This is a genomic window from Psychromonas sp. MME1, assembly GCF_041080865.1.
Lineage (GTDB): Bacteria > Pseudomonadota > Gammaproteobacteria > Enterobacterales > Psychromonadaceae > Psychromonas.
This window is the reverse complement of the sequence record NZ_CP160906.1, coordinates 1022551-1045619: the sequence shown is the minus strand read 5'-3', so window position 1 is coordinate 1045619 and position 23069 is coordinate 1022551. Positions and strand designations below refer to the sequence as shown.

At 39.0% G+C, this 23069-nt stretch carries 28 protein-coding genes, 1 pseudogene and 1 riboswitch; of the genes and pseudogenes, 9 read left to right on the top strand and 20 right to left on the bottom strand.

The window, feature by feature from the left end; all coding sequences use genetic code 11:
- Positions 1-139 precede the first annotated feature (139 nt).
- Positions 140-991, top strand: a complete 852-nt coding sequence (locus AB2N10_RS04960; RefSeq protein WP_354625720.1) for a tetratricopeptide repeat protein — start codon at positions 140-142, stop codon at positions 989-991.
- Here AB2N10_RS04960 and AB2N10_RS04955 read toward each other — a convergent pair.
- The 17 genes and pseudogenes from AB2N10_RS04955 to moaA form a co-directional block, all read right to left on the bottom strand.
- On the bottom strand, positions 988-1458 hold the full coding sequence (locus AB2N10_RS04955) for a TOBE domain-containing protein (RefSeq protein ID WP_354625832.1): 471 nt from the start codon (positions 1456-1458) through the stop codon (positions 988-990). The two genes, AB2N10_RS04960 and AB2N10_RS04955, sit on opposite strands and share 4 nt — an antisense overlap.
- A gap of 183 nt (positions 1459-1641) precedes the next feature.
- Positions 1642-2057 (bottom strand): annotated as a pseudogene (locus AB2N10_RS04950) (ATP-binding cassette domain-containing protein); the annotation flags it as partial.
- Positions 2050-2736 carry a molybdate ABC transporter permease subunit gene (gene modB / locus AB2N10_RS04945; RefSeq protein ID WP_354625719.1) on the bottom strand — a complete coding sequence of 229 codons (687 nt, stop codon included), beginning with the start codon at positions 2734-2736 and terminating at the stop codon, positions 2050-2052. The pseudogene AB2N10_RS04950 and the gene modB, both read right to left, overlap by 8 nt.
- 1 nt (position 2737) lies before the next feature.
- Positions 2738-3400 (bottom strand): molybdate ABC transporter substrate-binding protein, encoded by a 663-nt coding sequence (modA, locus tag AB2N10_RS04940; RefSeq protein WP_354625718.1) that lies wholly within the window; start codon positions 3398-3400, stop codon positions 2738-2740.
- A 44-nt stretch (positions 3401-3444) separates the two neighbouring features.
- A complete protein-coding gene (gene moaE / locus AB2N10_RS04935) occupies positions 3445-3897 on the bottom strand; it encodes a molybdopterin synthase catalytic subunit MoaE (RefSeq protein WP_354625717.1) in 453 nt (150 codons plus the stop codon).
- Position 3898: 1 nt separating this feature from the next.
- Positions 3899-4147, bottom strand: coding sequence for a MoaD/ThiS family protein (locus tag AB2N10_RS04930; protein ID WP_354625716.1), 249 nt, complete (start codon positions 4145-4147; stop codon positions 3899-3901).
- Positions 4144-4632, bottom strand: a complete 489-nt coding sequence (gene moaC, locus AB2N10_RS04925; protein WP_354625715.1) for a cyclic pyranopterin monophosphate synthase MoaC — start codon at positions 4630-4632, stop codon at positions 4144-4146. Before moaC ends, AB2N10_RS04930 begins: the two co-directional genes overlap by 4 nt.
- Positions 4632-5156 carry a molybdenum cofactor biosynthesis protein B gene (gene moaB / locus AB2N10_RS04920; protein WP_354625714.1) on the bottom strand — a complete coding sequence of 175 codons (525 nt, stop codon included), beginning with the start codon at positions 5154-5156 and terminating at the stop codon, positions 4632-4634. Before moaB ends, moaC begins: the two co-directional genes overlap by 1 nt.
- Positions 5157-5165: 9 nt before the next feature.
- On the bottom strand, positions 5166-5750 hold the full coding sequence (locus AB2N10_RS04915; RefSeq protein WP_354625713.1) for a molybdenum cofactor guanylyltransferase: 585 nt from the start codon (positions 5748-5750) through the stop codon (positions 5166-5168).
- Between the two features lie 73 nt (positions 5751-5823).
- A complete protein-coding gene (locus tag AB2N10_RS04910; RefSeq protein ID WP_354625712.1) occupies positions 5824-6399 on the bottom strand; it encodes a NapC/NirT family cytochrome c in 576 nt (191 codons plus the stop codon).
- Positions 6400-6417: 18 nt separating this feature from the next.
- Positions 6418-6885 carry a nitrate reductase cytochrome c-type subunit gene (locus AB2N10_RS04905; RefSeq protein WP_354625711.1) on the bottom strand — a complete coding sequence of 156 codons (468 nt, stop codon included), beginning with the start codon at positions 6883-6885 and terminating at the stop codon, positions 6418-6420.
- Positions 6886-6907: 22 nt separating this feature from the next.
- Complete coding sequence (gene napH / locus AB2N10_RS04900) at positions 6908-7756, bottom strand: quinol dehydrogenase ferredoxin subunit NapH (protein WP_354625710.1); 849 nt, start codon at positions 7754-7756, stop codon at positions 6908-6910.
- Positions 7753-8505 carry a ferredoxin-type protein NapG gene (gene napG / locus AB2N10_RS04895; protein ID WP_354625709.1) on the bottom strand — a complete coding sequence of 251 codons (753 nt, stop codon included), beginning with the start codon at positions 8503-8505 and terminating at the stop codon, positions 7753-7755. Before napG ends, napH begins: the two co-directional genes overlap by 4 nt.
- A 4-nt stretch (positions 8506-8509) precedes the next feature.
- Positions 8510-11005, bottom strand: a complete 2496-nt coding sequence (gene napA / locus AB2N10_RS04890; RefSeq protein WP_354625708.1) for a nitrate reductase catalytic subunit NapA — start codon at positions 11003-11005, stop codon at positions 8510-8512.
- Positions 11006-11025: 20 nt separating this feature from the next.
- Positions 11026-11280: a chaperone NapD gene (locus tag AB2N10_RS04885; RefSeq protein WP_354625707.1), complete on the bottom strand. Its 255-nt coding sequence runs from the start codon at positions 11278-11280 to the stop codon at positions 11026-11028.
- On the bottom strand, positions 11277-11756 hold the full coding sequence (gene napF, locus AB2N10_RS04880) for a ferredoxin-type protein NapF (protein ID WP_354625706.1): 480 nt from the start codon (positions 11754-11756) through the stop codon (positions 11277-11279). The genes AB2N10_RS04885 and napF overlap by 4 nt, the downstream gene beginning before the upstream one ends.
- Before the next feature lie 216 nt (positions 11757-11972).
- A complete protein-coding gene (moaA, locus tag AB2N10_RS04875; protein ID WP_369434411.1) occupies positions 11973-12944 on the bottom strand; it encodes a GTP 3',8-cyclase MoaA in 972 nt (323 codons plus the stop codon).
- Positions 12935-13091, bottom strand: a riboswitch (molybdenum cofactor riboswitch). It overlaps the preceding gene by 10 nt.
- A 71-nt stretch (positions 13092-13162) precedes the next feature.
- Here moaA and AB2N10_RS04870 point away from each other — a divergent pair.
- The 8 genes from AB2N10_RS04870 (at position 13163) to AB2N10_RS04835 (ending at position 19305) form a co-directional block, all read left to right on the top strand.
- Entirely contained in the window at positions 13163-13846 is a 684-nt protein-coding gene (locus AB2N10_RS04870; RefSeq protein ID WP_369434410.1) for a hypothetical protein, read from the top strand.
- Positions 13839-14870 (top strand): histidine kinase, encoded by a 1032-nt coding sequence (locus tag AB2N10_RS04865; RefSeq protein WP_354625704.1) that lies wholly within the window; start codon positions 13839-13841, stop codon positions 14868-14870. Before AB2N10_RS04870 ends, AB2N10_RS04865 begins: the two co-directional genes overlap by 8 nt.
- The gene (gene narL, locus AB2N10_RS04860) at positions 14871-15506 is read left to right on the top strand and encodes a two-component system response regulator NarL (RefSeq protein WP_354625703.1); all 636 of its coding nucleotides are present in this window, start codon (positions 14871-14873) and stop codon (positions 15504-15506) included. It begins immediately after the preceding gene.
- A 211-nt stretch (positions 15507-15717) separates the two neighbouring features.
- Positions 15718-17784 carry an ATP-dependent DNA helicase DinG gene (gene dinG, locus AB2N10_RS04855; RefSeq protein WP_354625702.1) on the top strand — a complete coding sequence of 689 codons (2067 nt, stop codon included), beginning with the start codon at positions 15718-15720 and terminating at the stop codon, positions 17782-17784.
- Positions 17777-18556 carry a TSUP family transporter gene (locus tag AB2N10_RS04850; RefSeq protein WP_354625831.1) on the top strand — a complete coding sequence of 260 codons (780 nt, stop codon included), beginning with the start codon at positions 17777-17779 and terminating at the stop codon, positions 18554-18556. Before dinG ends, AB2N10_RS04850 begins: the two co-directional genes overlap by 8 nt.
- Before the next feature lie 33 nt (positions 18557-18589).
- A complete protein-coding gene (priC, locus tag AB2N10_RS04845; protein WP_369434409.1) occupies positions 18590-18805 on the top strand; it encodes a primosomal replication protein PriC in 216 nt (71 codons plus the stop codon).
- Positions 18806-18824: 19 nt separating this feature from the next.
- Complete coding sequence (priC, locus tag AB2N10_RS04840) at positions 18825-19127, top strand: primosomal replication protein PriC (protein ID WP_369434408.1); 303 nt, start codon at positions 18825-18827, stop codon at positions 19125-19127.
- Entirely contained in the window at positions 19120-19305 is a 186-nt protein-coding gene (locus AB2N10_RS04835; RefSeq protein ID WP_369434407.1) for a YbaM family protein, read from the top strand. Before priC (AB2N10_RS04840) ends, AB2N10_RS04835 begins: the two co-directional genes overlap by 8 nt.
- A gap of 11 nt (positions 19306-19316) precedes the next feature.
- Here the strand turns inward: AB2N10_RS04835 and AB2N10_RS04830 are convergent, their stop codons facing one another.
- From AB2N10_RS04830 to cysS, 3 genes are all read right to left on the bottom strand, one after another.
- Positions 19317-20936, bottom strand: coding sequence for a methyl-accepting chemotaxis protein (locus tag AB2N10_RS04830; RefSeq protein ID WP_354625699.1), 1620 nt, complete (start codon positions 20934-20936; stop codon positions 19317-19319).
- A 232-nt stretch (positions 20937-21168) separates the two neighbouring features.
- Positions 21169-21441 (bottom strand): acylphosphatase, encoded by a 273-nt coding sequence (gene yccX, locus AB2N10_RS04825; RefSeq protein WP_354625698.1) that lies wholly within the window; start codon positions 21439-21441, stop codon positions 21169-21171.
- A 161-nt stretch (positions 21442-21602) separates the two neighbouring features.
- Positions 21603-22985, bottom strand: a complete 1383-nt coding sequence (gene cysS, locus AB2N10_RS04820; RefSeq protein WP_354625697.1) for a cysteine--tRNA ligase — start codon at positions 22983-22985, stop codon at positions 21603-21605.
- Positions 22986-23069: the final 84 nt, after the last annotated feature.

The following is a 23069-nucleotide window of genomic DNA, read 5'->3' as shown; positions in this document are numbered from 1 at the left end:
TTTTGCAAACTATTAAACACAAGCGATAAAGTACATAGATTACGCTTAGATTTAGAAAATATGGGATAGATGCTTGCGTTCAGACATTTTAACGATAATCTAAGCATATATTTATAGGCGTTTTTCAATAGAGGTTAAAATGCAATCAACTAGCCATGATGTAACAATATCAACATTTCCACAAATAATCATTGAAGGCTCTAAACAGCAACCCGTTCTTGTCGTTTTTTGGTCCCCTCAATCACCTGTTTGCAACACCCTATTGCCTTTATTAGAAAAACTACATAACGAAGGCAATCAAACATTTACATTAGCTAAAATCAATTGCGATATTGAGCAACAAATAGTGAATCATTTTGGCGTGCAGAGTGTTCCGAGTGTTTTCATTTTTAAAGATGGGCAAGGCATTGATGGATTTGCAGGCGAGCAAAGTGAAGCGTTTATTCGCACTTTTATTAGCAAGCATACTCCAGACCCCGCATTAGCTTTGCTTAATCAAGGGCAAACTTTATTCGCTCAAGGTCATCTAGATGAAGCCAAAAAAGTGCTTTTAGAGGCGAGCAAAATTGCAGCAGAGCAAAGTGACATTAAACTTGCCCTAGCACAGGTGTATCTTGCATTAGGGGAGCATGAGAGTAGTAAGCACATTTTGCAAGACATTCCGCTGAACGAACAAAATATGATTTACAATAGCCTTGTCTCACAGTTACAGTTGGCCATGCAATCCACACAGACACCTGAAATAGTAGCGTTAGAAGCACAATTACAATCTTCACCGGATGACATGGCTCTGCTGTACCAATTAGCAGGTCATTATCAACAAGTAAAAAGAAATAGCGAGGCTCTCCCCTTATTGTATAAAATTTTATTGACCGATTTAGGATACGAAAATGGCGAGGCTAAACAAATGATCTTAACTATTTTAGCCAAGCTCGATGATGCGGCGCTCGTCGGTGAGTATCGCCGTAAGGTATACAGTTTATTGTATTAATTCAAATCATCCAAAATACTCAAAGTTTTGATATAGGCAAATATTGATTGATTTACCTGTAAATCTAATTCGTATAGGGATTTGCAGGTAACTTTTGCAAGTATTTTTTGTTTACCCGTAGAGAGTGTTAATAGAACACTTCCTTTTAGTAATGGTTTGATAGAAGAGATAGTGACTCGTAAACAATTCTGCAATGAACAATGATTTAAAAGCGCTGTAGCAATGACCACATCTTTACTTTCTACTTTAACCTGAACTTGCTGTTGACCTTCGATATTATGCGCCGTTAAAAACACCTCCTGCCCATCTAACCAGCCCCTTAACAAGGCATATTTTTCATCATAAACGAGGCTTGTTACCTTTAACAACAACCCCGAATGAGCGTGCTTAACCAAACTTAAATCAGGATTTAAAAACAGCTCTTCAGGGCTGCCTAACGCTTCTACTCTCCCTTGGTTAATTAACATCATTTTATCCCCCAAATAAAACGCCTCTGCCATTGCGTGCGTGATATAAATAATGGGAATGTGCTGACTGATACTTTTAATAAAAGGCAGTAAAATTTGTCGACTATGATTATCTAGTGAAGAGAGGGGTTCATCCATAATAAGTAATTGCGGCGCGGTTAATAAAGCACGAGCGATCGCTATTCGTTGCTTTTGTCCACCGGAGAGCTGATAACTTTTTTTATGCAATAACCCGGCAAAGTCAAGCTTATGCGCTAACTCTGTAATACTAAATAAAGGGTTCACTGATTTTTTACATGCAATTTGTAAGTTCGCCAATACGTCGAGGTGTGGAACAAGCGAGGCTCTTGAAAGACCATACCTATTTTTCGTTTATCGGTTGTCACAAAGGAATGCGAATCTTGCCAATGTTGATGCTTAAATTCTAGGATACCTTTAAAACCGTTATCTAAACCGGAAATGGCACGTATCAACGTCGTCTTTCCCGAACCTGAATCACCAAAAAAAATACAGATTTGAAAATCACCACTCTCCCCTTGAAAGTGGAAGTCACTTTGATCTGTTTGTGTGGTTGTTTTTTTTATATCAAATTTAAGCATAGGTCAGCCGCTTTTGACGCTTTTGTAAAATGCCATAAACGAGCATCAAAAGGGTCATTGAGAATGCAAGTAAAATAAAAGCTAACAACTCTGCTTGTGCGTATTGCAACGTTTCCACATGCTCAAAAAGTGTGATTGATAACACCTGGGTTTCGCCAGGTATATTGCCACCAATCATTAAGACCACACCAAATTCACCAATCGTGTGCGCAAACCCCAACGCCCCTGCAATGATAAAGCTCGGTAATAGCATTGGAAAAACAATGTGGTAAAAAGTTTCTATCGGATTGAAACCAAGCGTTGCTGCAACCTCTAAATAATCGTCATTTAGATTAACAAAAGCGCTTTGCAGCGGCTGAACAACAAAGGGTAGCGAGTAAATCACTGAAGCGATAAGTAAACCAGAAAAAGAGAATGCTAAGCTATTGCCTGTCAAATCGCGCCACAATCCCCCTAAAAAACTATCGGGTGAAAATGCAACAAGCAGATAAAAGCCCAATACCGTCGGGGGTAGTATCAAAGGTAAAGCAACGATAGACTCTAGTATTGGACGAAAAAAAGAGCGGCTTCGAGCCAGCCACCATGCTAATAAAGGAGAGATGAGCAATAATATAACGGTCGTTAGCGAGGCTAATTTTAAGGTCAACCAAATAGCACTGATATCCGTTTCTAAGAGCATATTAGCGATATCCCTGAGTCTGTATAAAAGCTTGTATTGGTTTAGATTGTAGATAGTTAATGAATTGTGCGGCTTGCACTTGATTTTTTGTATTCATTAATACCCCCTGCTGAACAATGGGGTCATACAAATGCGCAGGTATAAGGTAATAATTGCTTTGATTCTCTTGTACTAATAAAGAATAGGCAACCAAACCGCCCTGCACGCTTCCCGATTCAATAAATTGGTAAGCTTGCGCTATATTTGTTCCCTTTACATAGTTCAATTTATTCCATAAATTGAAATGTTCTAAGCTTTGTTTGGCCGCTAAGCCATAGGGGGCAAGTTTAGGGTTAGCAATCGCCAATCGTCCTTTAAAATCGCCTAATGACTGTAGATTAACAGATACATTACGTGGTTGCCAAAAAGCAAGCAGTCCCTGTGCATAGGTAAAACGTGACCCTTTTAGCGCAAATTTCGATTGTTCTATTTTTTCAGCATGGATGCTGTCGGCAGATAAAAAAATGTCAAAAGGTGCACCATGAACAATTTGGTTATATAAGGTTCCCGTTGATGCACTTGAAGCAACTACCTCATTACCGGTCTCTTGCTGATATTGATCAATAATTGCACTGAGTGTTGCTTTAAAATTACTCGCTACCGCAACCTTGATTTGCGCTTGCACTGTATAACTGCTTAATACCAATATCAAAAACAAAAGGCGCCGCATTATTTTTCACACCATTTATTGAGTGCGGCAAGGTCACTTTCACGGGCATCGACCCAGTGACTATCACATCCCATAAGCTGCTCTTTTTTCCAAAAAGGCGCCTGCGTTTTTAAATAATCGATAATAAATTCACAGGCCGCAAACGCATCGCCGCGATGTAAACTGGCGATTCCAACAAAGACAATTTGATCCTGTAATTGCAGCTCTCCTACGCGATGTATAACCGTACAATCAATCAGTTGCCAACGTTTATTAGCTTGCTCTGTAATATCTAGTAGCATTTTTTCTGTCATACCGGGGTAGTGTTCAAGCGTTAATGCTGAAACCTTTTCTCCTTGATTAAGATCGCGCACTAAACCACAAAAAGTAACCACAGCACCAACACTACTTTTAGCGCGCAAACGGTCATACTCAACCTGTAGGTTAAAATCTTCGTTTTGTACTATAACCATGCTAACCACCTGTTACGGGTGGGAAAAATGCAACTTCATCACCACTGTGTAATTGCTGCGAGCGATGACTCATGACCTGATTGACAGCAACTAATAAATTAGCTTGCCCTAAACTTTTCTGCCAATTATCCCCTCTCCCCTGTAGATTCGCTAACAGCTCGGTTACATCACGATTTTCAGCACTATTTAGCAGCAGTTCATTTACACCGACTTGCTCTCTTACCTGCGCAAAAAAAAACACCCGTATCATGTTCTCTCCTCCAACTTAAAGTGCCCTGATTTACCACCCGTTTTTTCAACGAGTTTAATATCACTTATGATGATATCTTTTTGTACTGCTTTACACATATCGTAAATGGTCAGGGCCGCGACTGATGCCGCAGTCAACGCTTCCATCTCAACGCCCGTCTTACCTTTTAATTTACAAAGCGCTTGAATTTTTACACGATTATGAGCGGATTCAGCCGTCAACTCCACTTCGACTTTAGTCAAAGCAAGCGGATGACATAGGGGGATTAAATCAGCAGTTCTTTTAGCCGCCATGATACCAGCAATACGGGCCGTAGCAAAAACATCACCTTTATGATGTGCTCCATTAATAATAAGCGCAAGGGTTTGCTCTGACATCTGCACATATGCCTGCGCAATAGCTTGCCGCGTCGTAACCTCTTTGTCACTGACATCGACCATATTAGCCTTACCATCTTGGTTGATATGTGTAAATTGATTTACCATTATTGGCAGCTCTCCCCAATGTGAGGGATAAAATTGCAGGGTTTATGCTGTGAATTTAACTGCTCTTGAATTATTTTTGTCCAGGCAGTACGACATGCCCCCGTTGAACCCGGCATGCAAAAAATCACCGTATTATTAGCAAACCCAGCTAATGCGCGACTCTGAATCGTTGATGAACCAATCTCTTCATAGGATACATGACGAAATAGCTCACCAAAGCCCTCTACTTGCTTATCAAATAAAACAGATACCGCTTCCGGCGTGGTGTCTCGAGCAGTGAACCCCGTTCCTCCAGTAATAAGAATTGCATCAACCATAGGGTCAGCAATCCAATGGGAAACAACGGCACGTATTTGATAAGGGTCGTCTATCACAATTTGTTTATCTTGCAGGTGATGTCCAGCTTGTTGTAAGGCATCGCGTAAATAGCCCCCCGAAGTATCTGTCTCCTCTGTACGGGTATCTGATACTGTCAGCACACAGATTTTAACCGTTTTAAACTCTTTACTGGCAAGGTGGCTCATTTTTATCCCCTAAATATTGTCTTTGATTTTTTGAAAGGTATTAACACATTCCATCCACTGTTGTGGTGTATTACTATTTTTAAAGTATATATATTGAGATGGATTGGTCGCTATTGCTTGTATTTGTAAGGTGTTAAGTAATCGCATTAATGAAAACTGTTTTTTTTCTGTAAATTGTAAGCTTGACTGTAAATAATCACAAAGTAGTTTATTCAAAGGTAAAATCATAGGCATAGTGGCACCTTCAAAGTAGACGCCTTGCGGATGTTCTTTGAATGCCTCTAATAGTTGTAAGCAATGCTCTTTCACTAACAGCGGCATATCGACGGGTATGATAAATAGCGCATCATAGTGAGGATAGAGAGCAGTAGCACAGGCGTGGATCCCTGAAAGTGGGCCGTTATTTACAGAGATATCTTTAATACAGTCATACTCAGGATAATTACCACTAACAAATGTTGCGGAAAAATCAAGGCCATCAAGTAATGTAACGGCACGGGAAAGTAACGTTCGTTCAGCTAATTTTAAATTGGCCTTATCCTTACCCATGCGAGTCGACAATCCACCCGCCAATACGATACCTACAATGTTCAAAATATTGTCTACCCAAAAAAGTTAACAAAAAGGAGCAATAATTGCTCCTTTGATATTCAGTATAACCTGATATTTACCAACCTTCTACACCAGTCATATCCGGTAACTTATGGGCAATACCTTTATGGCAATCGATACAGGTTTTTTCACCCGCGGCTAATGCTGTTGAATGCATTTTCACACTACGAGGCCCTTGCTCGGAAAAATCCATAAAGTCAAACTCATGACAATTACGACACTCCTGTGATTTATTTTCTTCCATACGTTGCCACTCCCTTCGCGCTAAATGGCCTCGGCGAGCTAAAAACTTCTCTTCTGTATCAATTGTTCCCATCGCAAAGGCAAATAACTCTTTAGAAGCTTGTACCTTACGAACAATTTTATCAGTCCAGTTATGAGGTACATGACAGTCAGAACAGATAGCTCGCACACCAGAACGATTCGAGTAATGTATCGTTTCACGGATCTCTTTAACGATTGGCGCATGGCAACCTGCACAAAATGCTTCTGTATTTGTCGCCTCCATCACTGTATTAAAGCCGCCCCAGAAAATGATCCCTCCTAAAAATCCGAGCATGAGAATAAATCCCATTGCAGCCGATGATGGAGACTTCATGATAACCCACAAGCGTTTTAAAAATTTTAGCATGATACCCTCGCCTAAAGATTATTGTAATGATTCAACTGGTTCAAAATTATTTTCGACCAAAGGTTTGGCATCTGCCTGCGGCACATGACATTGAAGGCAAAAATAACGACGTGGCGAAACATCTGATAAGGTGATGTTATCACGAGTGACAAAATGTGTTGGGCTTATTTTGGTGGCGCCAACTTTTCCGGCATTCTTCCAACTATGGCAAGACAAACACTTATTTGCATTCAATGTGACATCATAACCACGAATATCATGGGGGATTAAAGGGGGTTGATGTACATAACTTCGATCGATTGGCTCTCTATCTTTTTGAATATGTTTCAGTAGTTCGGCCTGATTAGTATCAGAAATCCGTTCATACCCACGTAAAGATTCAACACCCCCATCATCGGTAATAATAGCTGTATCGGCACTCCATGAAGGGCTAGCCGAAAAAGCGACAATCCCCACTGTTATGATAGCTGTTAGCAATTTTTTCATCTTATTTCTCCACCCTTACGAGCTATTTCTTACCGTGTAATACGGTCGTAATTATAAAAACATCTTCTGCACAAACATCGATACAACGACCACAATTCGTACAATTTATATCACTGACTAAGGTACTTTCACTACCATGAACGGGATCTTTTAATACATCGGGCTCAGGGCAAACATCAAAACAATCTAGACAATTAGTGCATTTTTCACGGTTTAGAGCTGCAACCTTGATTAAACTAAATCTATTAATCAGTGAATAGAATGCGCCCATCGGGCATAAATGCCCACACCATCCCTTTTCTACTGCGATGAAATCAAAGATAAATATCATCAAAAACAATATCCAACCAAAGCCCATCCCAAAAAACAGACCACGGTGAAATGCCGAGACAGGATTAATAAGTTCCCATGACATCACGCCAGTAAAAATAGGCAATATTATCACCATTGCCAGTATCCAATAACGCCAATCACGGCTTATTACTCTCTCTTTTCTAAGCTTTAACTTCCTACGCAACCAAGCTGCAGCATCCGTGATTAAATTAATGGGGCAGACCCAAGAGCAAAAAACACGTCCTCCCACAATTAAATAAAAGAACAAAACGATCAGCATGCCTAATAACGCTTGCCAAAGAGGCTGAAAACCAGCAGCCACACTTTGTAGTAAAATAAAAGGATCACTAAAAGGGATGGTTTGCATAAGTAAGCTTGAACTTAAGTTACCCTGAATAATCCAAACCCCAGCTAGAGGCCCCAATAAAAACAGTATTAATATAAAGCCCTGCGAAATGCGACGCAGTAATAAGAAACGGTTGGCCAGTAACCAGCCTTTCTTTGCAACGGCAGCTTTACCTAACTGATCGCTTTTCATTTAAGTCCCTCAGGTAGCCGATCAGGAAGGTCCAATACGGGATCAATTAAAGACTTACCTGCTTTTTGTTTCTCTTCCCACCCCCAACGGTAATGTTTACCTAACTCACCTTTAGCTAAGGCAATGGGTAACACTTTAATTGCCGCCGCTTCTAACACACAAGCCTGCTCACATTTACCACACCCCGTGCAAACATCGGAATGTACTGTAGGAATAAATACCGCATGATGACCCGTTCGCGTATTACGGTGCATCTCTAAGGTAATGGCATCATCAATCAAAGGGCAAACACGGTAACAAACATCACAGCGTAGCCCTTGAAAGTTTAAACAATTCTCTTGATCAATTAATACAGCTAACCCCATTCGAGCATCATCAATACGCTTCAGCTCAGGATCAAGCGCCCCCGTTGGACAAGCTACCTGACATGGAATATCTTCACACATTTCACAGGGATCCGTGCGAGCTATAAAATAAGGAGTCCCCGTCGCAATCGGTTCAAATAAGCGCCCTAGTTTTAATATATCGTAGGGGCAAGCTTCCACACATAAACCACAACGGACACAGGCTGATTGAAAAGTAGATTCAGCCAAAGCCCCTGGTGGACGCAGTATTTGTGGACTAATTGATTGACTGTGATTGGAGTAGCTCGCCAACCCCAGCCCCATAAATCCTGCACCACAGGCACCTTTACTTGCATCAACAAGAAATTGACGCCGTGTTTTTTTTCTTTGTGGTCGCTTACCCATTAAATTACACTTTTTTCGTTATTTTAACCGCACACTTTTTATAATCTGTTTCTTTAGAAAGTGGATCGGTGGCATCAAGAGTAATTTTATTCGTTAACTGCTTCGCATCAAACCAAGGCATAAACACTAAACCTTTAGGTGGACGATTACGACCACGAGTTTCAACACGGGAAGTCAACTCCCCTCGTCTAGAAGCTAAGACAATAGCATCTCCACGGCGCAACCCTCGCGACTGAGCATCATCTGGATGCATAAATACAACCGCATCAGGAAATGCACGATACAATTCAGGAACACGGCGAGTCATTGACCCCGAATGCCAGTGCTCAAGAACACGCCCAGTGCTTAACCATAAATCATATTCCTTATCAGGCGATTCTGCTGGTGGCTCATAGGGCAAGGCAAAAATGACCGCTTTTTTATCTGCTTTGCCATAAAATTGTACTTCACTGCCAGCTTCTACATAGGGGTCATAACCTTCACGGAAGCGCCACAACGTCTCTTGTCCATTGACAACAGGCCAGCGTAAACCTCGTGCTTTATGGTATTGATCAAAGGACGCTAAATCATGCCCATGGCCACGACCAAAGATGGCATACTCTTCAAACAACCCCTTTTGTACATAAAATCCAAAGTCGCGCGATTCATCATTAAGCTGATCAGGTTTCAATTCATCGAGTTTATACTTATCGACTTGTCCATTACGATAAAGTACGTCATACAATGTTTTACCTTTCACTTCTGGCATTTTTGCAATCAAATCAGCAGGCCATACCTCTTCAATTTTAAAACGTTTAGAAAACTCAATTAACTGCCATAAATCTGATTTTGCCCCTTCAGGCGCGTTAACTTGCTGGTGCCAAAACTGAGTGCGTCGCTCTGCATTGCCGTAAGCACCTTCTTTTTCAACCCACATAGCCGTCGGTAAGATAAGATCAGCCATTTGTGCCGTTACCGTTGGATAAGGATCAGAAACAACAATAAAGTTTTCTGGATTACGGTAACCAGGAATAATTTCCTCATTAATATTCGCGCCGGCTTGTACATTATTAGTACACATCACCCAATAGGCATTGAGCTTGCCATCTTTTAACATACGGTTTTGTAAAACTGCATGGAATCCCGGTTTCCCTTCAATGGTTCCTTCTGGTATTTTCCATATTTTTTCTGTTATTTCACGGTGTTTAGGATTGTTAACAACCATATCAGCAGGCAAACGATGAGAGAATGTCCCAACTTCACGTGCTGTTCCGCAGGCAGAGGGTTGCCCCGTTAAAGAGAAAGGCCCCGAACCAGGTTTAGATATTTTACCGACTAATAGATGTACGTTGTACATCAGATTGTTAGCCCATACACCCCGTGTATGTTGATTAAAACCCATGGTCCAATAGGAGGTGACTTTCTTATTCGGATCTGCATAAACTTTAGCCAATTCAATCAATTTTTCTGCAGGCACACCCGACATTTTAACTGTATAATCAAGGTCATATGTCGATACAAATTTTGCAAATTCTTCGAATGTTATTGCCGTTGAGTCACCCGAATCTGGATTTTTTGCGGCTTGTTGTAATGGATCTGTTGGGCGCAGACCATAACCAATATCCGTCACTCCTTTACGGAAGTTGGTATGCTTTTTAACAAATTCTTTATCTACCGCATCATTTTGAATAATGTAGTTAGCGATAAAATTAAGAATAACTAAATCGCTTTGTGGTGTAAAAATCATGCCATTATCGGCTAGTTCAAAAGAACGGTGCGTAAATGTTGATAATACATGTACACGAACATCGGGATTACTTAAACGACGATCAGTTAAGCGAGACCAAAGTATGGGATGCATTTCTGCCATATTTGAGCCCCAAAGCACAAATGCGTCAGCATTTTCGAGGTCATCATAACATCCCATCGGCTCATCGATGCCAAAGGTACGCATAAAGCCAGCAACTGCAGAAGCCATACAGTGACGCGCATTAGGATCTAAATTGTTGGTGCGAAATCCAGCTTTCATCAATTTAGCAGCTGCATAACCTTCCCATACAGTCCATTGACCTGATCCAAACATACCGACAGAGGTTGGCCCTTTTTTCTTTAGCGCTTCTTTAAATTTTTCGGCCATAATATCAAAGGCCGCATCCCAGGAAATCGGAGCGAACTGACCTTCTTTATCATAGACGCCATCAGTCATGCGTAATAAGGGAGTCGTTAAGCGATCTTTGCCATACATTATTTTTGATAAAAAATAGCCTTTAATGCAGTTTAGACCTTTATTCACGGGTGCATCGGGATCCCCCTGTGTCGCAACTACTCGGCCGTGCTGTGTGCCAACGAGAACACTACAGCCAGTCCCACAAAAGCGGCATGGTGCTTTATCCCATTTAATTTTACTGGCATCTTTACTGGCAATTAAATTGCTGGCAGAGGCTGGTAGTGTTATGCCAGCAACGGCCGCTGCAGAAGCGGCGGCCTGTGCTTTCATAAATTCACGTCTAGTAAATTTCATTTTACTTCCTCACTTATTTTTTAAGCTTGTAGTTTTTCAAATTCGTGATACACAAGTCCGGTATTAATGACGCCATCTATCTCATTTATTGCGTCAATCACTTCCATAATGACACGCTGATTGGGAGCCTCTAACACGACAACCGCTTTACCTTCAGGAGAGATTGTAATCACTTCAGCCCCTTCGAGTGAATTAATACTTTCTTCAATTTTATTCGCTTTCGTAATATTAATATGAACTATTAAGCTAGAAATATGTAATTCATTATCTGTCATTCTATTTCCTTTATGTCGATAGCTTGGGTTGGGCAGGGAGAAAAGCATGCACCACATCCAGTACATAAATCGGCATTAATCAGCGGGGCATTACTTACCCCCAACTGAAATGATAGGGCTTCAACTTCACAACTGTCAGCACAGCTGCGGCAATAAACATGTAAATTAGCAAGGCATGAATTATTTACCTGTGCTTTTTTTGACCACGGCTGCAACTCTGTACTTACAAATATAGGCGCTTTACAAATATCTGCACACTTTCCACAAAAAGTACATTCACCGCGGCTAAAATCAATGCTGGGGTAACCACCATCCCCTTTAATCACTATTTTTTCAGGGCAGGCATCAATACAATCACCACATTGCGTACAATGTGCAATTAAAGCTTCGGATTGATAAATCCAAGGTAATAAATTATCAATAACCGTATTGTTAGTATGTTTGAATAGCCTACGTTTACTAGCATTAAAAAGCATGGCAAACCTTCTTTGCACTTATTAAGTGTTAACTATAGCTGGCTGTAACTTACTAATATTGAACATCAATCACAGAGTTTGTATTTATATCTATATTGTTGGGTAATAAGCTAGAAACGGATATACCCCTTTAGGGTAAAGTAAAAAAACATTTGATATATATCAAATGTTTTATGGGGTGCTAGCCATGCAATTTGAATATTTAAGGTTAGCCGCCTATAGATGCCAAATGGGGAGTCCCCCCATTTCGCCTGCATGTAAAAAATGGCTCTCTTTTTTAGTGGTTAAGGCATTAATTATCCGTGTTTTTAATCGTTCCTTATCCTTACTTGAAGCGAGTAAATCACGTAAATCAATCCCCTCCTCACCAAACAAACATAAATGTAAACGACCAACTGAAGAGACTCGTAATCGATTACAGCTGTTACAAAAGTCTTTACTATAGGGCATTATTAATCCTATCTCTCCTATATGAGTAGGATGTGTAAATACCTGCGCGGGACCATCATGATTCAATGCTGTTTTTCTTATCCAGCCAGATGCCAATAATTTTTCTTTAATCCACTCCCCTGAGATATGGTGCTTATTAAAAAAATCCGCATTATCTTCTGTCTGCATTAATTCAATAAAACGCAATTGAATGGGCTGATTTTTAATCCAATCAAGATATAAATCAATATCGCGATCATTGAGTCCCCTCATTAACACGCTATTGATTTTGACTTGTTTAAAACCAGCATCGACACATGCCTGAACACCCTGCATCACCCTTTGAAATATATTTTTTCCCGTGATTAAATAGAAAGTCTTCGCATCAAGACTATCAACACTCACGTTAATAGCGTCTAAACCTGCATCAAACCATTGTTGTGCATTTTTACTTAAACTATACCCATTGGTCGTCATTGCTACTTTTTCAATCGTACGAATATTAGCAATGGTGCTGATTATTTCTGAAAAATCTTTACGCAGACTGGGCTCTCCGCCCGTAATACGTACTTTTTTCGTTCCCAATTCAGAGAAAGCATTTAATAAATTTCGGATTTCATTAACGGTTAAAAAATGTTTTTTATGGGGTGAGCTATAACCATCAGGTAAACAGTAATTACATTTAAAATTGCACTCATCGGTAATAGATAAGCGCAGGTACTCAAACTTTCTACCATAGTTATCAATCAATTGGTTCATAATTAGTTCCTTTCCAAATACGGGAGGCAAATAAATTTCTCTATTTACCCTTCTTAAGATAATAAAAATATTCTTAAGCGGCTAAATTCACATATTTATTAAAAATGAATAAACTTAGTGATATTAAGCTCGGAGCTTTATAATAAGTTGTTATCTATCTTGGTGATAATTTAACAGTATGTTACATTAAAAATTACTTTCCTTATTCTCTTAGAGCCATGAAAATTAAGCTACTATTTCAACACAATTCAGTCAGTAAAAAAATCATCGATGCCAGTATATTAGCACTACTACTATTTATAGTGCATTTTATCTTTCAATATAACCTTTTTAATAGTTATTTGCGTGATAATCAAATAATCGCTAAGTTAACTGATAGCCATATTCAAGTTAGTGAATTAGAAGCCTCTCATCATTCAATAAAAAATATCATCGCAAAAATTGATGACAATCTAAGCGTGGCAGCATTAGCCCACTCTTGGTTAAATACCGAGTCAATCAACAAACATAATGGTGAAATATATAAGCAATGGAATCAATTAAAATCAACACAGCAATCACCAACCGCAGATAAATTAGCCCTATCAGTACCCGATTTTGCAACGTCACTTGCCTCTTTAACTAATAAATATAGAGCGCTTGTTGAAAAGAAAATACAACTTATCTATTTATTCGAATCTATCTACTCCCTTTTCCTGTTAAGTAACATTATCTTTATTATTTATTACTGCAAACGCCATATAGCGAATCCAATTAACAAGCTAGTAAAAGATCTATCGTCAGAACAATCTCATCCTTCTGATTTGTCTTCAGATAATGAACTTTCGCAATTAGCCCAAACTATCGAAAATAAATTAGCCCCCCGACTCTTCTCTTGCACGAATGGAACAACAGGTGGCTGAAAAAACGGCTGCTTTAGAAAGTGCTAATCAAACCATTGAATTTTTGTTCACCACATCACAGCAATTAAGTGTTGTTGATTTATCTTCTCCTATTTTAACAGAGGCATTAAATTCGCTGGGTAAATATGCGCAGTTACAAAAATTATGTTTAGAGTTAAATAATGGCCATTTTATTCCAAGTGATTTAGGCTGTGCAACGGGTGCGAAAAATCACTTTCGCATTCCCATTATTCTCAATAGTAAAACCTATGGTTATCTCAATTACGCGACTGCAAATAACACAAAAGTACAGCAAGCGCTGATTGATAGCTTTACCGGTTTGGTTGCAAGAGCACTTTATCAACAAGAACATCACGCCCAGGAGCAGAAATTATTTTTAATGGAAGAGAGAAGTATTATCGCACGCGAATTACACGACTCTATTGCACAATCCTTATCATTTTTAAAAATCCAATGCGATCTTTTACAACGGCAAATTTACAACGAACAAGAACAAGTGGCACAACAAACCATTGATGATATTAAAATAGCACTTGATGAAGCCTATAAACATCTACGCTCTTTACTTGCAACATTCCGTTTAAACGCTCCTCAATCTGACTTTAATGAGGCCTTACAAACGGTCATCAATACATTACAAACAAATACCAAAGCGACTATTTCTGTTCACCATTTTTCAGCACCATTTAGATTAGATGCTCGCCAGCATATACATTTACTACAAATTGTTCGAGAAGCTATCATTAATGCAATAAAACATGCTAACTGCACCGATATTGTTATATCGTGTATCATAACAAGCGATAACAATGTATGGATTAGTATCAATGATAATGGAGAAGGGATGGCCACTGCATATAAAACTGATGATTCAAGCCAGAACTATGATCATTTTGGATTATCGATTATGCAGCACCGCGCCGATGAACTAGGCGCAAAACTTACCTTTCCAAAGCATAGCAAAGGTACCGAAGTAAAAATAATCTTCCCGTTAACCGCCTGTTATACACATAAGGAAGTATAAATGGATCATGTAACACGTGTAATGATTGTCGATGATCACCCTTTAATGCGCAAAGGTATCCAACAATTATTAACTATTGATAATGAATTTGATGTTATTGCCGAAGCACAAAATGGCGACGAAGCGCTGCTATTAGCGGAGCAATTGCACCCTGAACTTATCTTATTAGATTATAATATGCAGGGAATATCTGGTTTAGAGACACTAAAACGGTTGCGCCAACAGGGTTCTGATGGCAAAGTGATTATCTTAACGGTAAGTGATAATAAACAAGATGTTATCGCGATGATTAACCACGGCGCAGATGGCTACCTACTCAAAGATTCCGAACCAGAGCAATTAATCAAGAGTATTAAAAAAATAGCATCAGGTGAGATGGTCGTTACAGATAAATTAAGCGCGTACCTTAACGAACTCGATGAAGAAGATAATATCCGCACAAAATTAGCAAAACTGACTAAACGTGAAGTGCAAATATTACAAGAAATATCAAAAGGTTTAAGTAATCGGGATATTTCTGAAAATATCCATATTTCAGAAGGTACAGTAAAAGTACACGTTAAAAGTTTATTAAAAAAATTGCAGATAAAATCTCGGGTTGAAGCTGCTGTTATTTATTTACAGCAATCGAAATAATCAATTATTAACCATACCTTTTTTTACTTATGTCAATAGGATTAAATATGTGACCTAACTATGAAACAGGGAAACGCTTAGTTAGCTGCGTAAGATATTGTAAATGGGCGTCCCATTGAGCAAACTTACCACCACAGAGCAACTGTGTTAACCTGTAAAATAGTTAGACTATTTTATCCTGTTTTCTATTAACTAGTTAGTTGTGGAGTTCATGCTTACAGATTCTTTAAAAAAACAGATCCGAACAAGTTACGAACTCATTACGCAAGCATTACCTAATTTTAGTAAACGTAAATCGCAAAACTATTTACTCGCTGAAATAGCAAAAGTCCTAAGCGGTGAGTACGACAAATCACGTCGCATTCTTGTTGCCGAAGCTGGCACAGGCATTGGTAAATCGATGGCTTATATATTAGCCGCCCTCCCCGTTGCCCAACGTAACAATAAAAAATTAGTCATATCGACCGCAACCATCACTTTACAAGAACAATTAATTAAAAAAGATTTACCTTTTTTTATACGCCATAGTGATTACAAATTTACTTTTACACTAGCTAAAGGGCGGCAACGATATTGCTGCGAGCATAAATTATTTAACGCACAGCAAGACTCTTCGCAAGCACCATTATTCACCGAAAAACCGCAAGCAGGTGATCGCTCTTTATTGAAATCACTCAATGATACCTATTTAGATGGAAAGTGGGCAGGCGATCGTGACACTTGGCCAACCCCTATACCTGAGCGAGTTTGGCAACATATCGTTTCCGATAAATTTAGCTGCAAGCGTTCCCTTGCAAATCATCGCCAATGCCCATTCCATCGTGCTCGTGATGCTATTAATAAAACAGATGTTATTGTCGTAAACCATGCACTTTTGCTTGCTGACCTTGAACTCGGCGGCGGCATTATTTTACCTGAACCTACTAATTGTTTTTATATTCTCGACGAAGCACATCATTTCCCAAAAATATCGCGAGATTTTTCCAGTGCACAGGCAAATATTAAAGGCACATTAGACTGGTTGAAAAAAATAAAATCTTTAATACAGCATGTTAACCGCGTTATTAAACGTCAAACTACCATTACGCCGGGTATGAATATGCTCGATAGTGCCGTTGAATTAAGCAAAGAGCTAAAAATTGTTGAACATTATTTTACTGCGAATCCCCATTATTTTGCACAATCAGAACAATACCGTTTTAGCATGGGAGAATTACCCGATGCGTTGATAGTCAATGCTGTTAATATCAAAACGGAAAGCAAAAAATGTTTATCGGCTCTTAATAAACTAAATAGTATTATTGACGAAGAAATTAAAGATGGGCATGTAAAAATAGCAGAGGTTGATCCGCTATTAATCGAGTCGGGACTATTTGCACAACGGCTAGAAAATTTACATGCACTCTGGAAAATGGTCAGCAAAGAACGTAATAACCAACATGCACCGATTGCTTCATGGGTTGAAAAGAAAGATAATGATCTATACCTAAATGCCTCTCCAATCGAAGTGGGTGGTATTTTAGAATATATGTTTTGGTCACAAGCCGCTGGCGTGGTTTTATGCTCAGCGACACTGACTTCCCTCAACAATTTTGATTATTTTAAACGAGAAAGCGGCCTAAAAAGTAATGATGGCACTCAGTACCTACGTTTAAAGTCACCGTTTAATTATCAACAAATACCGTTAATTGTTGCAGATATGAAAAATGAACCAACTGAAGCAGGATTTGATGATGAGTTGGTGGTTAAGATAGACCATTATCTACTCGAGAATAAAGCAAATTTAGTCTTATTTGCCTCCTATTGGCAAATGAATTTAGTGGTAGATAAATTAGCTAAAAAATACTCCCAAGCATTATTAGTACAAGGGGTTTTATCACGCAGTAAATTAGTCGAAACACATAAAAAACGCTGTGACCAAGGGCTAACGAGTATCTTGTTTGGTACAGGTAGCTTGTCCGAAGGTCTCGACTTACCCAGCCACTACTTGAATAATTTAATTATCACTAAACTGCCCTTTGCCGTGCCAAACTCCCCCGTAGAAGAAGCGCATTCTGAATGGATAAAAGCACAGGGTGGAAACCCTTTTTTACAACTATCGATTCCTGAAACGAGTAAAAAATTGATTCAATCCTGTGGACGCTTAATACGTACGGAAGAGGATACTGGTCAAATTATTATTTTAGATAAACGAGTGAAAACTAAGCGCTATGGTAAAAGCTTACTTGATGCACTTCCCCCTTTTGATATTCGCTATGAGATAAAACATGATGATTGAAGTTTTACTAGATCCAAGCAGTTGGTTTTTAATTGCTATAGTCGGTTTATTAGCGGGGTTTATTGATGCCATTGTCGGTGGAGGAGGCATGTTAACCGTCCCAGCCCTACTAAGTATTGGCTTACCCCCTCACTTAACCTTGGGGACAAATAAACTCTCAGCTAGCTTCGCTTCAGGAACGGCCGCCTATACGTTTTTTAGCAAGAAACTATTTGATCCTCATTTTTGGTTACAAAGTTTTTATAGCACCTTAATTGGTGCAATATTTGGCACTATTGTGGTTAATTTTATTACCACACAATGGCTGGAAAAACTACTGCCACTCATTATTTTAGGGGTGGCGATATATAGTCTATTCAATCGAATGCATGATATTAACAATAACTTGCTACCAGAAAAAACCGCAGCATTTCAATTAAAACAACGTCTACAGGGCTTTATATTAGGTTTTTATGATGGCGTATCAGGACCAGGAACAGGTGCTTTCTGGGTCATTAGCAATATGCGTTTGTATACAATCAATATATTACTAGCAAGCGGCGTTGCAAAAGCAATGAACTTCACCAGTAATTTGGCAGCCTTAGCTGTCTTTATCTATTTTGAACAGGTTGATTGGTTGATTGGATTAATAATGGGAAGCTGCTTGATGTTAGGCGCTTATATAGGCGCACATTCTGCAATTCGCTTTGGAGCCAAATTTATTCGCCCCATTTTTATCTCTATTGTTGTCATTATGGCGATCAAATTAGGTTATAACGCATGGCTAAACTAAATAAAACCGAGTTAGCCCGGCTATCTAACACTTTTGCAATCGTTACAAAATCAATTACATGATTTGAGTAAACGTTGCAATCTCTTAGATAAAACAATTAAGCAGAGTGAGAATCATTTTTTTGTTTTCGAAGTGCACATTTTTGCACAGCGGTCTTTAAACCTGAAGGGTTATATAACACAGCTACAGGATACCTATAATGGTTTACATGATGTGATAACTAAAGGTTTACCAGAAGAATCTGATTAAATTTGAATGTGAACATTTTGTGGCGCAGTTTCAAGTTTTATTACAGCTCGTACAAGGGTTAGAACAAGGTCAAGCAAAACTACTCTATCATTCTTACTCCAAACCAAAAGAACAGATATACCAACAACTACAAAAACAATACCACTATGAACATCGCCTATTAACCATGATTTCTGAACAGGAAGATCGCCTGCTTGCTACTGAAAATGACGATAAATATTATATAAAAGAAAAAATAGCCGCATTAAAAGTACGTTACCAGAAATGCAATACTTATACACAGCACCTTGAGTTTAAATTGGATGAAATTAAAGATGACTAAAAATAACAGACAACAAATTAAATTGAGTGATGCACCAAAATCCATTCAACTTGCTGTCGATTTAATTCAGTTATTAGAAGAAAATAAAATTGAAACCCAAACCGCAATCGAGGCGCTAGAGATTGTCTTAAATGATTTCAAAAAAAAAGCGGCTATCAAAAATAACCGCAATATTTAAAACAGCGACATTTAGATGGTAAATTTAGCGACACTCTGGTCAACTTTCTGCGCCAAAGAGCGAACATTTTCGCTCTCTGTCCGAGTCTGATCACTTGCATGACCTGTTTCAACGGAAATGTCATTAATACTGACCATAGCACGCGCAATTTCTTCAGATACAGCGGCTTGTTCCGTTGTCGCTGAGGAAATCTGCCCTGTCATCTGATTAATATTATCGACATACTCGACCACTCGCTTCAAATTATGATCCGTTTCTGCAGCTGCTTCGATTGTTTTCTTCGTTGCATCTTTACCTTCCGCCATATTCGCGGCAGCACTTAGCGCTAAATTTTGTAACTTCTCGATAATTTTTTGGATCTCAACCGTCGAGTTTTGCGTGCTATGCGCTAAACTTCTCACCTCATCTGCAACCACCGCGAAACCACGTCCAGCTTCTCCAGCACGTGCTGCTTCAATAGCAGCATTAAGTGCCAACAAATTCGTCTGATCAGAAATACCGGTAATGACATTAAGGACCTGCGCAATTTCTGCTGAGCCGATCTTAAGCTCATCAACAACAGCACTAGCATCATCAATTTTACTAGCCGCGTTATCAATTAAATCGATAGTGTCAGCAACCATCTTACTAGCACTGTTAATCATTTCACTTGCTTCAGCGGTCGCATTAGCAGCATTAAATGTATTACCTTCAACTTCTTTAACGGTTAGAGACATCTGCTCAATGGCGCTGACAACCGTTTGAATTTCATCGGTCTGCTTTACAACACCACGGTTTGTTTGTGCTGCAATCACGGACAAACCGGAAGCTGCATCAATAAGAAACGTTGAAGAGGCTGCCAAATTTTTTAAAAGTTGGTGGAACTCTTCGAGCATAGCATTAATAGATTGGCTTAATATTCCCAATTCATCTGCCGAGTTTTCGATATCAATGCGCTCTGTTAAATCGCCATTTTCAGCTTTTAACATGACACTTTGTATATTTTTAATAGGATTAACGATAGCTTTCATTATGAAATAGGAAATAAATAACATCACAACCAGTGCGACAGAAGCAGCCAATAACATCGCAATTGTCGCATGCCGTGCTTTAGCTTCAACATCACTAATATAAATTCCAGTACCGACCACCAAATCCCATGGTTTAAACGCTATCGAATAGGACAGCTTAGACTCAGGTGTACCATTTACTTCGCGCGGAAACTGATATTCAACATAGCCACGTCCGCTACTATTTTTAGTCGCTTGTAAAAGGTCTCGATAAACATAGCGCCCATCACTATCTTTTACATTGCCAATATTATTTCCACTTTTTTTACCTTTAGCCGACACACGAAGTATCATGTCTGATGTAAAAGCGAAAAAATATCCATTGTCGTCATAACCGAGATTTTGTAATGTAATGTAAAACGCTTGTTTTGCCTGCTCAGATGTCAATTCGCCCATTTGTACGCGCTCTTGGTATAGTTTGAGCAAATTTTCGACTGATTCAAGTTGCACTTTAAGTTGTGTTTTGCGCGCTTCAAACATTTCCTCTTTAACTAAAGAGATCCCCCTATAACCGATAGTAATAATGGCAAACATAGAAAAGAACAACAGAAAATAGATTTTCTGCTTGATGGTCAGTGACATATATATATCCTTATAATTAATAATAGTATCAATCCATAGCGCTTAATGACTAGAAGAAAAGTGATTTATCCTGCCAAAATATCCCTAAGCATTGAATATACTCATGGTACGATGTTATTTTTACTCTATCCCTACAATAAAGAGTATTTATCCACACCAAGTTAGCTACAATACAATGAAAAAAAACATGAAAAATGTTTAATATCAATTAAGTATACTGTTAGCTCAAACCTTAACCACAATTAAAATCTAACTCCTCGCAATACGGGACTTCAGTAACTTGTACCTCATCTACACGTGCTGTTTTTGGTCCCATGCTTAACCACTTAACCATTTTGTCAATATCATCTCTATCACCATAAAGTAACACTTCAACATTGCCATTATTGAGATTTTTCGCGTGTCCAGTTAACCCATAGAGCTGTGCTTCTTTAAGGGTAAAATAACGAAATCCTACGCCTTGAACGTGCCCAGTAACAATTACCTTACAACCAATATCACTCATAGCTCCTCCTTATTTGATCAAAAATAAGCTTAGAACATTTATCATGAATTTATCAATGGGATGTAAAAATAAAAAACAGCATTTTACAATATAGGAGGGGATGAAGCAACATTGCCCAATATCTTTAGGGCATGTTGCTATGGTTAATTTTAGTAGTGTTGCTATTGTTTGCGCCAAGTTGTACCAGCAGCACTGTCTTCTAATACAATTTTGAGCGCCGCTAATTTATCCCTCGCTTGGTCAGCACTAGCCCAATCTTTATTCGCTCGAGCATCATTACGCTGCTTGATAAGCGCTTCAATAAGCATGACTTCGTCATCATTTTCATTGCCCTTTAAAAACAGCTCAGGAGATTGACTGAGTAAGCCAAGTACATTTGCCATTGTTATTAATAACGCGGCTAATTGTGCCACCTTATTGCTGCCAGCCGCTTTTACGCGGTTTATTTCTTTAACAAGATCAAATAAGACAGCGAGCGCCTCTGGGGTATTAAAATCATCGTCCATAGCAGCACAGAAGCGACTGTAATGGGGATCATTTTTATCAATTTTTAAATCTGCAACATCAACATCACGAATCGCAGTATATAAGCGTTCAAGACTCGCTCGTGCCTGTTTCAGGTTATCTTCTGAATAATTCAGTTGACTACGATATTGACCTGATATTAAAAAGTAACGGACAGATTCGCTATCATACTCAGCTAATACATCTTTAATAGTGAAAAAATTATTTAAAGATTTAGACATTTTTACTTTATCAACTTGCACCATGCCAGAATGCATCCACGTATTGACATATTTTCCGTGGTGAGCACAACAGGATTGCGCAATCTCATTTTCGTGATGTGGGAAAGCAAGATCAGAACCACCCCCATGGATATCAAATATTTCACCGAGATGTTTATGATTCATCGCAGAACACTCAATGTGCCAACCTGGACGACCATTTCCCCAAGGTGATGGCCAAAATGGTTCATTGTCTTTAGACATTTTCCATAACACAAAATCGAGGGGATTATGTTTACTTTCATCGACATCAACACGTGAGCCTGCTTGCAACATCTGTAAATCTTGCCCACTAAGTTGACCATACTCAGTGAAACTTGCAACCGAAAAGAGGACATCGCCATTGTCGGCGATATAAGCATGATTTTTGTGCAATAATTTTTCAATCATCACTATCACCTCATCCATATGTTCGGTCACTCGCGGCTCTAAATCAGGGCGTAGCATATTTAAAGCATCGAAATCATCGTGCATTGCCTTGGTAAATCGTTGCGTCAGTTGATCACAACTCTCTCCATTTTCATTGGCACGTTTAATTATTTTGTCATCAACATCGGTGATATTACGGATATAAGTTAAATTGTAACCACTGAAACGAAGGTAACGTGCAACCGTGTCAAATGCCACGAATGTTCTGGCATGGCCTATATGACAGTAATCATAGATAGTGACACCACACACGTACATGCCTACCTTTCCTGTAACAAGTGGCTTAAATAATTCTTTTTGTCTGGTCAGTGTGTTGTATATTTTTAACATCCGGCTTCCAATCTAGTAAATATAAAGTGCTATTCTAACTCGCAACTAGGACAAATTCATCCTTTGTATTTAATGAAAATAGTT

Bases quoted from the DNA above. Each gene is read 5' to 3' on its own strand.
- moaA (WP_369434411.1), bottom strand. From the start codon at position 12,944: ATGAACCAATTGATTGATAACTATGGTAGAAAGTTTGAGTACCTGCGC.
- AB2N10_RS04960 (WP_354625720.1), top strand. From the start codon at position 140: ATGCAATCAACTAGCCATGATGTAACAATATCAACATTTCCACAAATA.
- AB2N10_RS04930 (WP_354625716.1), bottom strand. From the start codon at position 4,147: ATGATACGGGTGTTTTTTTTTGCGCAGGTAAGAGAGCAAGTCGGTGTA.
- yccX (WP_354625698.1), bottom strand. From the start codon at position 21,441: ATGAGTGATATTGGTTGTAAGGTAATTGTTACTGGGCACGTTCAAGGC.
- AB2N10_RS04910 (WP_354625712.1), bottom strand. From the start codon at position 6,399: ATGCTAAAATTTTTAAAACGCTTGTGGGTTATCATGAAGTCTCCATCA.
- AB2N10_RS04885 (WP_354625707.1), bottom strand. From the start codon at position 11,280: ATGACAGATAATGAATTACATATTTCTAGCTTAATAGTTCATATTAAT.
- AB2N10_RS04835 (WP_369434407.1), top strand. From the start codon at position 19,120: ATGACTAAAAATAACAGACAACAAATTAAATTGAGTGATGCACCAAAA.
- napF (WP_354625706.1), bottom strand. From the start codon at position 11,756: ATGCTTTTTAATGCTAGTAAACGTAGGCTATTCAAACATACTAACAAT.
- cysS (WP_354625697.1), bottom strand. From the start codon at position 22,985: ATGTTAAAAATATACAACACACTGACCAGACAAAAAGAATTATTTAAG.
- napG (WP_354625709.1), bottom strand. From the start codon at position 8,505: ATGGGTAAGCGACCACAAAGAAAAAAAACACGGCGTCAATTTCTTGTT.
- AB2N10_RS04955 (WP_354625832.1), bottom strand. From the start codon at position 1,458: ATGTTAATTAACCAAGGGAGAGTAGAAGCGTTAGGCAGCCCTGAAGAG.
- modB (WP_354625719.1), bottom strand. From the start codon at position 2,736: ATGCTCTTAGAAACGGATATCAGTGCTATTTGGTTGACCTTAAAATTA.
- moaE (WP_354625717.1), bottom strand. From the start codon at position 3,897: ATGGTTATAGTACAAAACGAAGATTTTAACCTACAGGTTGAGTATGAC.
- narL (WP_354625703.1), top strand. From the start codon at position 14,871: ATGGATCATGTAACACGTGTAATGATTGTCGATGATCACCCTTTAATG.
- AB2N10_RS04870 (WP_369434410.1), top strand. From the start codon at position 13,163: ATGAAAATTAAGCTACTATTTCAACACAATTCAGTCAGTAAAAAAATC.
- dinG (WP_354625702.1), top strand. From the start codon at position 15,718: ATGCTTACAGATTCTTTAAAAAAACAGATCCGAACAAGTTACGAACTC.
- moaB (WP_354625714.1), bottom strand. From the start codon at position 5,156: ATGAGCCACCTTGCCAGTAAAGAGTTTAAAACGGTTAAAATCTGTGTG.
- moaC (WP_354625715.1), bottom strand. From the start codon at position 4,632: ATGGTAAATCAATTTACACATATCAACCAAGATGGTAAGGCTAATATG.
- napA (WP_354625708.1), bottom strand. From the start codon at position 11,005: ATGAAATTTACTAGACGTGAATTTATGAAAGCACAGGCCGCCGCTTCT.
- AB2N10_RS04905 (WP_354625711.1), bottom strand. From the start codon at position 6,885: ATGAAAAAATTGCTAACAGCTATCATAACAGTGGGGATTGTCGCTTTT.
- AB2N10_RS04850 (WP_354625831.1), top strand. From the start codon at position 17,777: ATGATTGAAGTTTTACTAGATCCAAGCAGTTGGTTTTTAATTGCTATA.
- AB2N10_RS04830 (WP_354625699.1), bottom strand. From the start codon at position 20,936: ATGTCACTGACCATCAAGCAGAAAATCTATTTTCTGTTGTTCTTTTCT.
- napH (WP_354625710.1), bottom strand. From the start codon at position 7,756: ATGAAAAGCGATCAGTTAGGTAAAGCTGCCGTTGCAAAGAAAGGCTGG.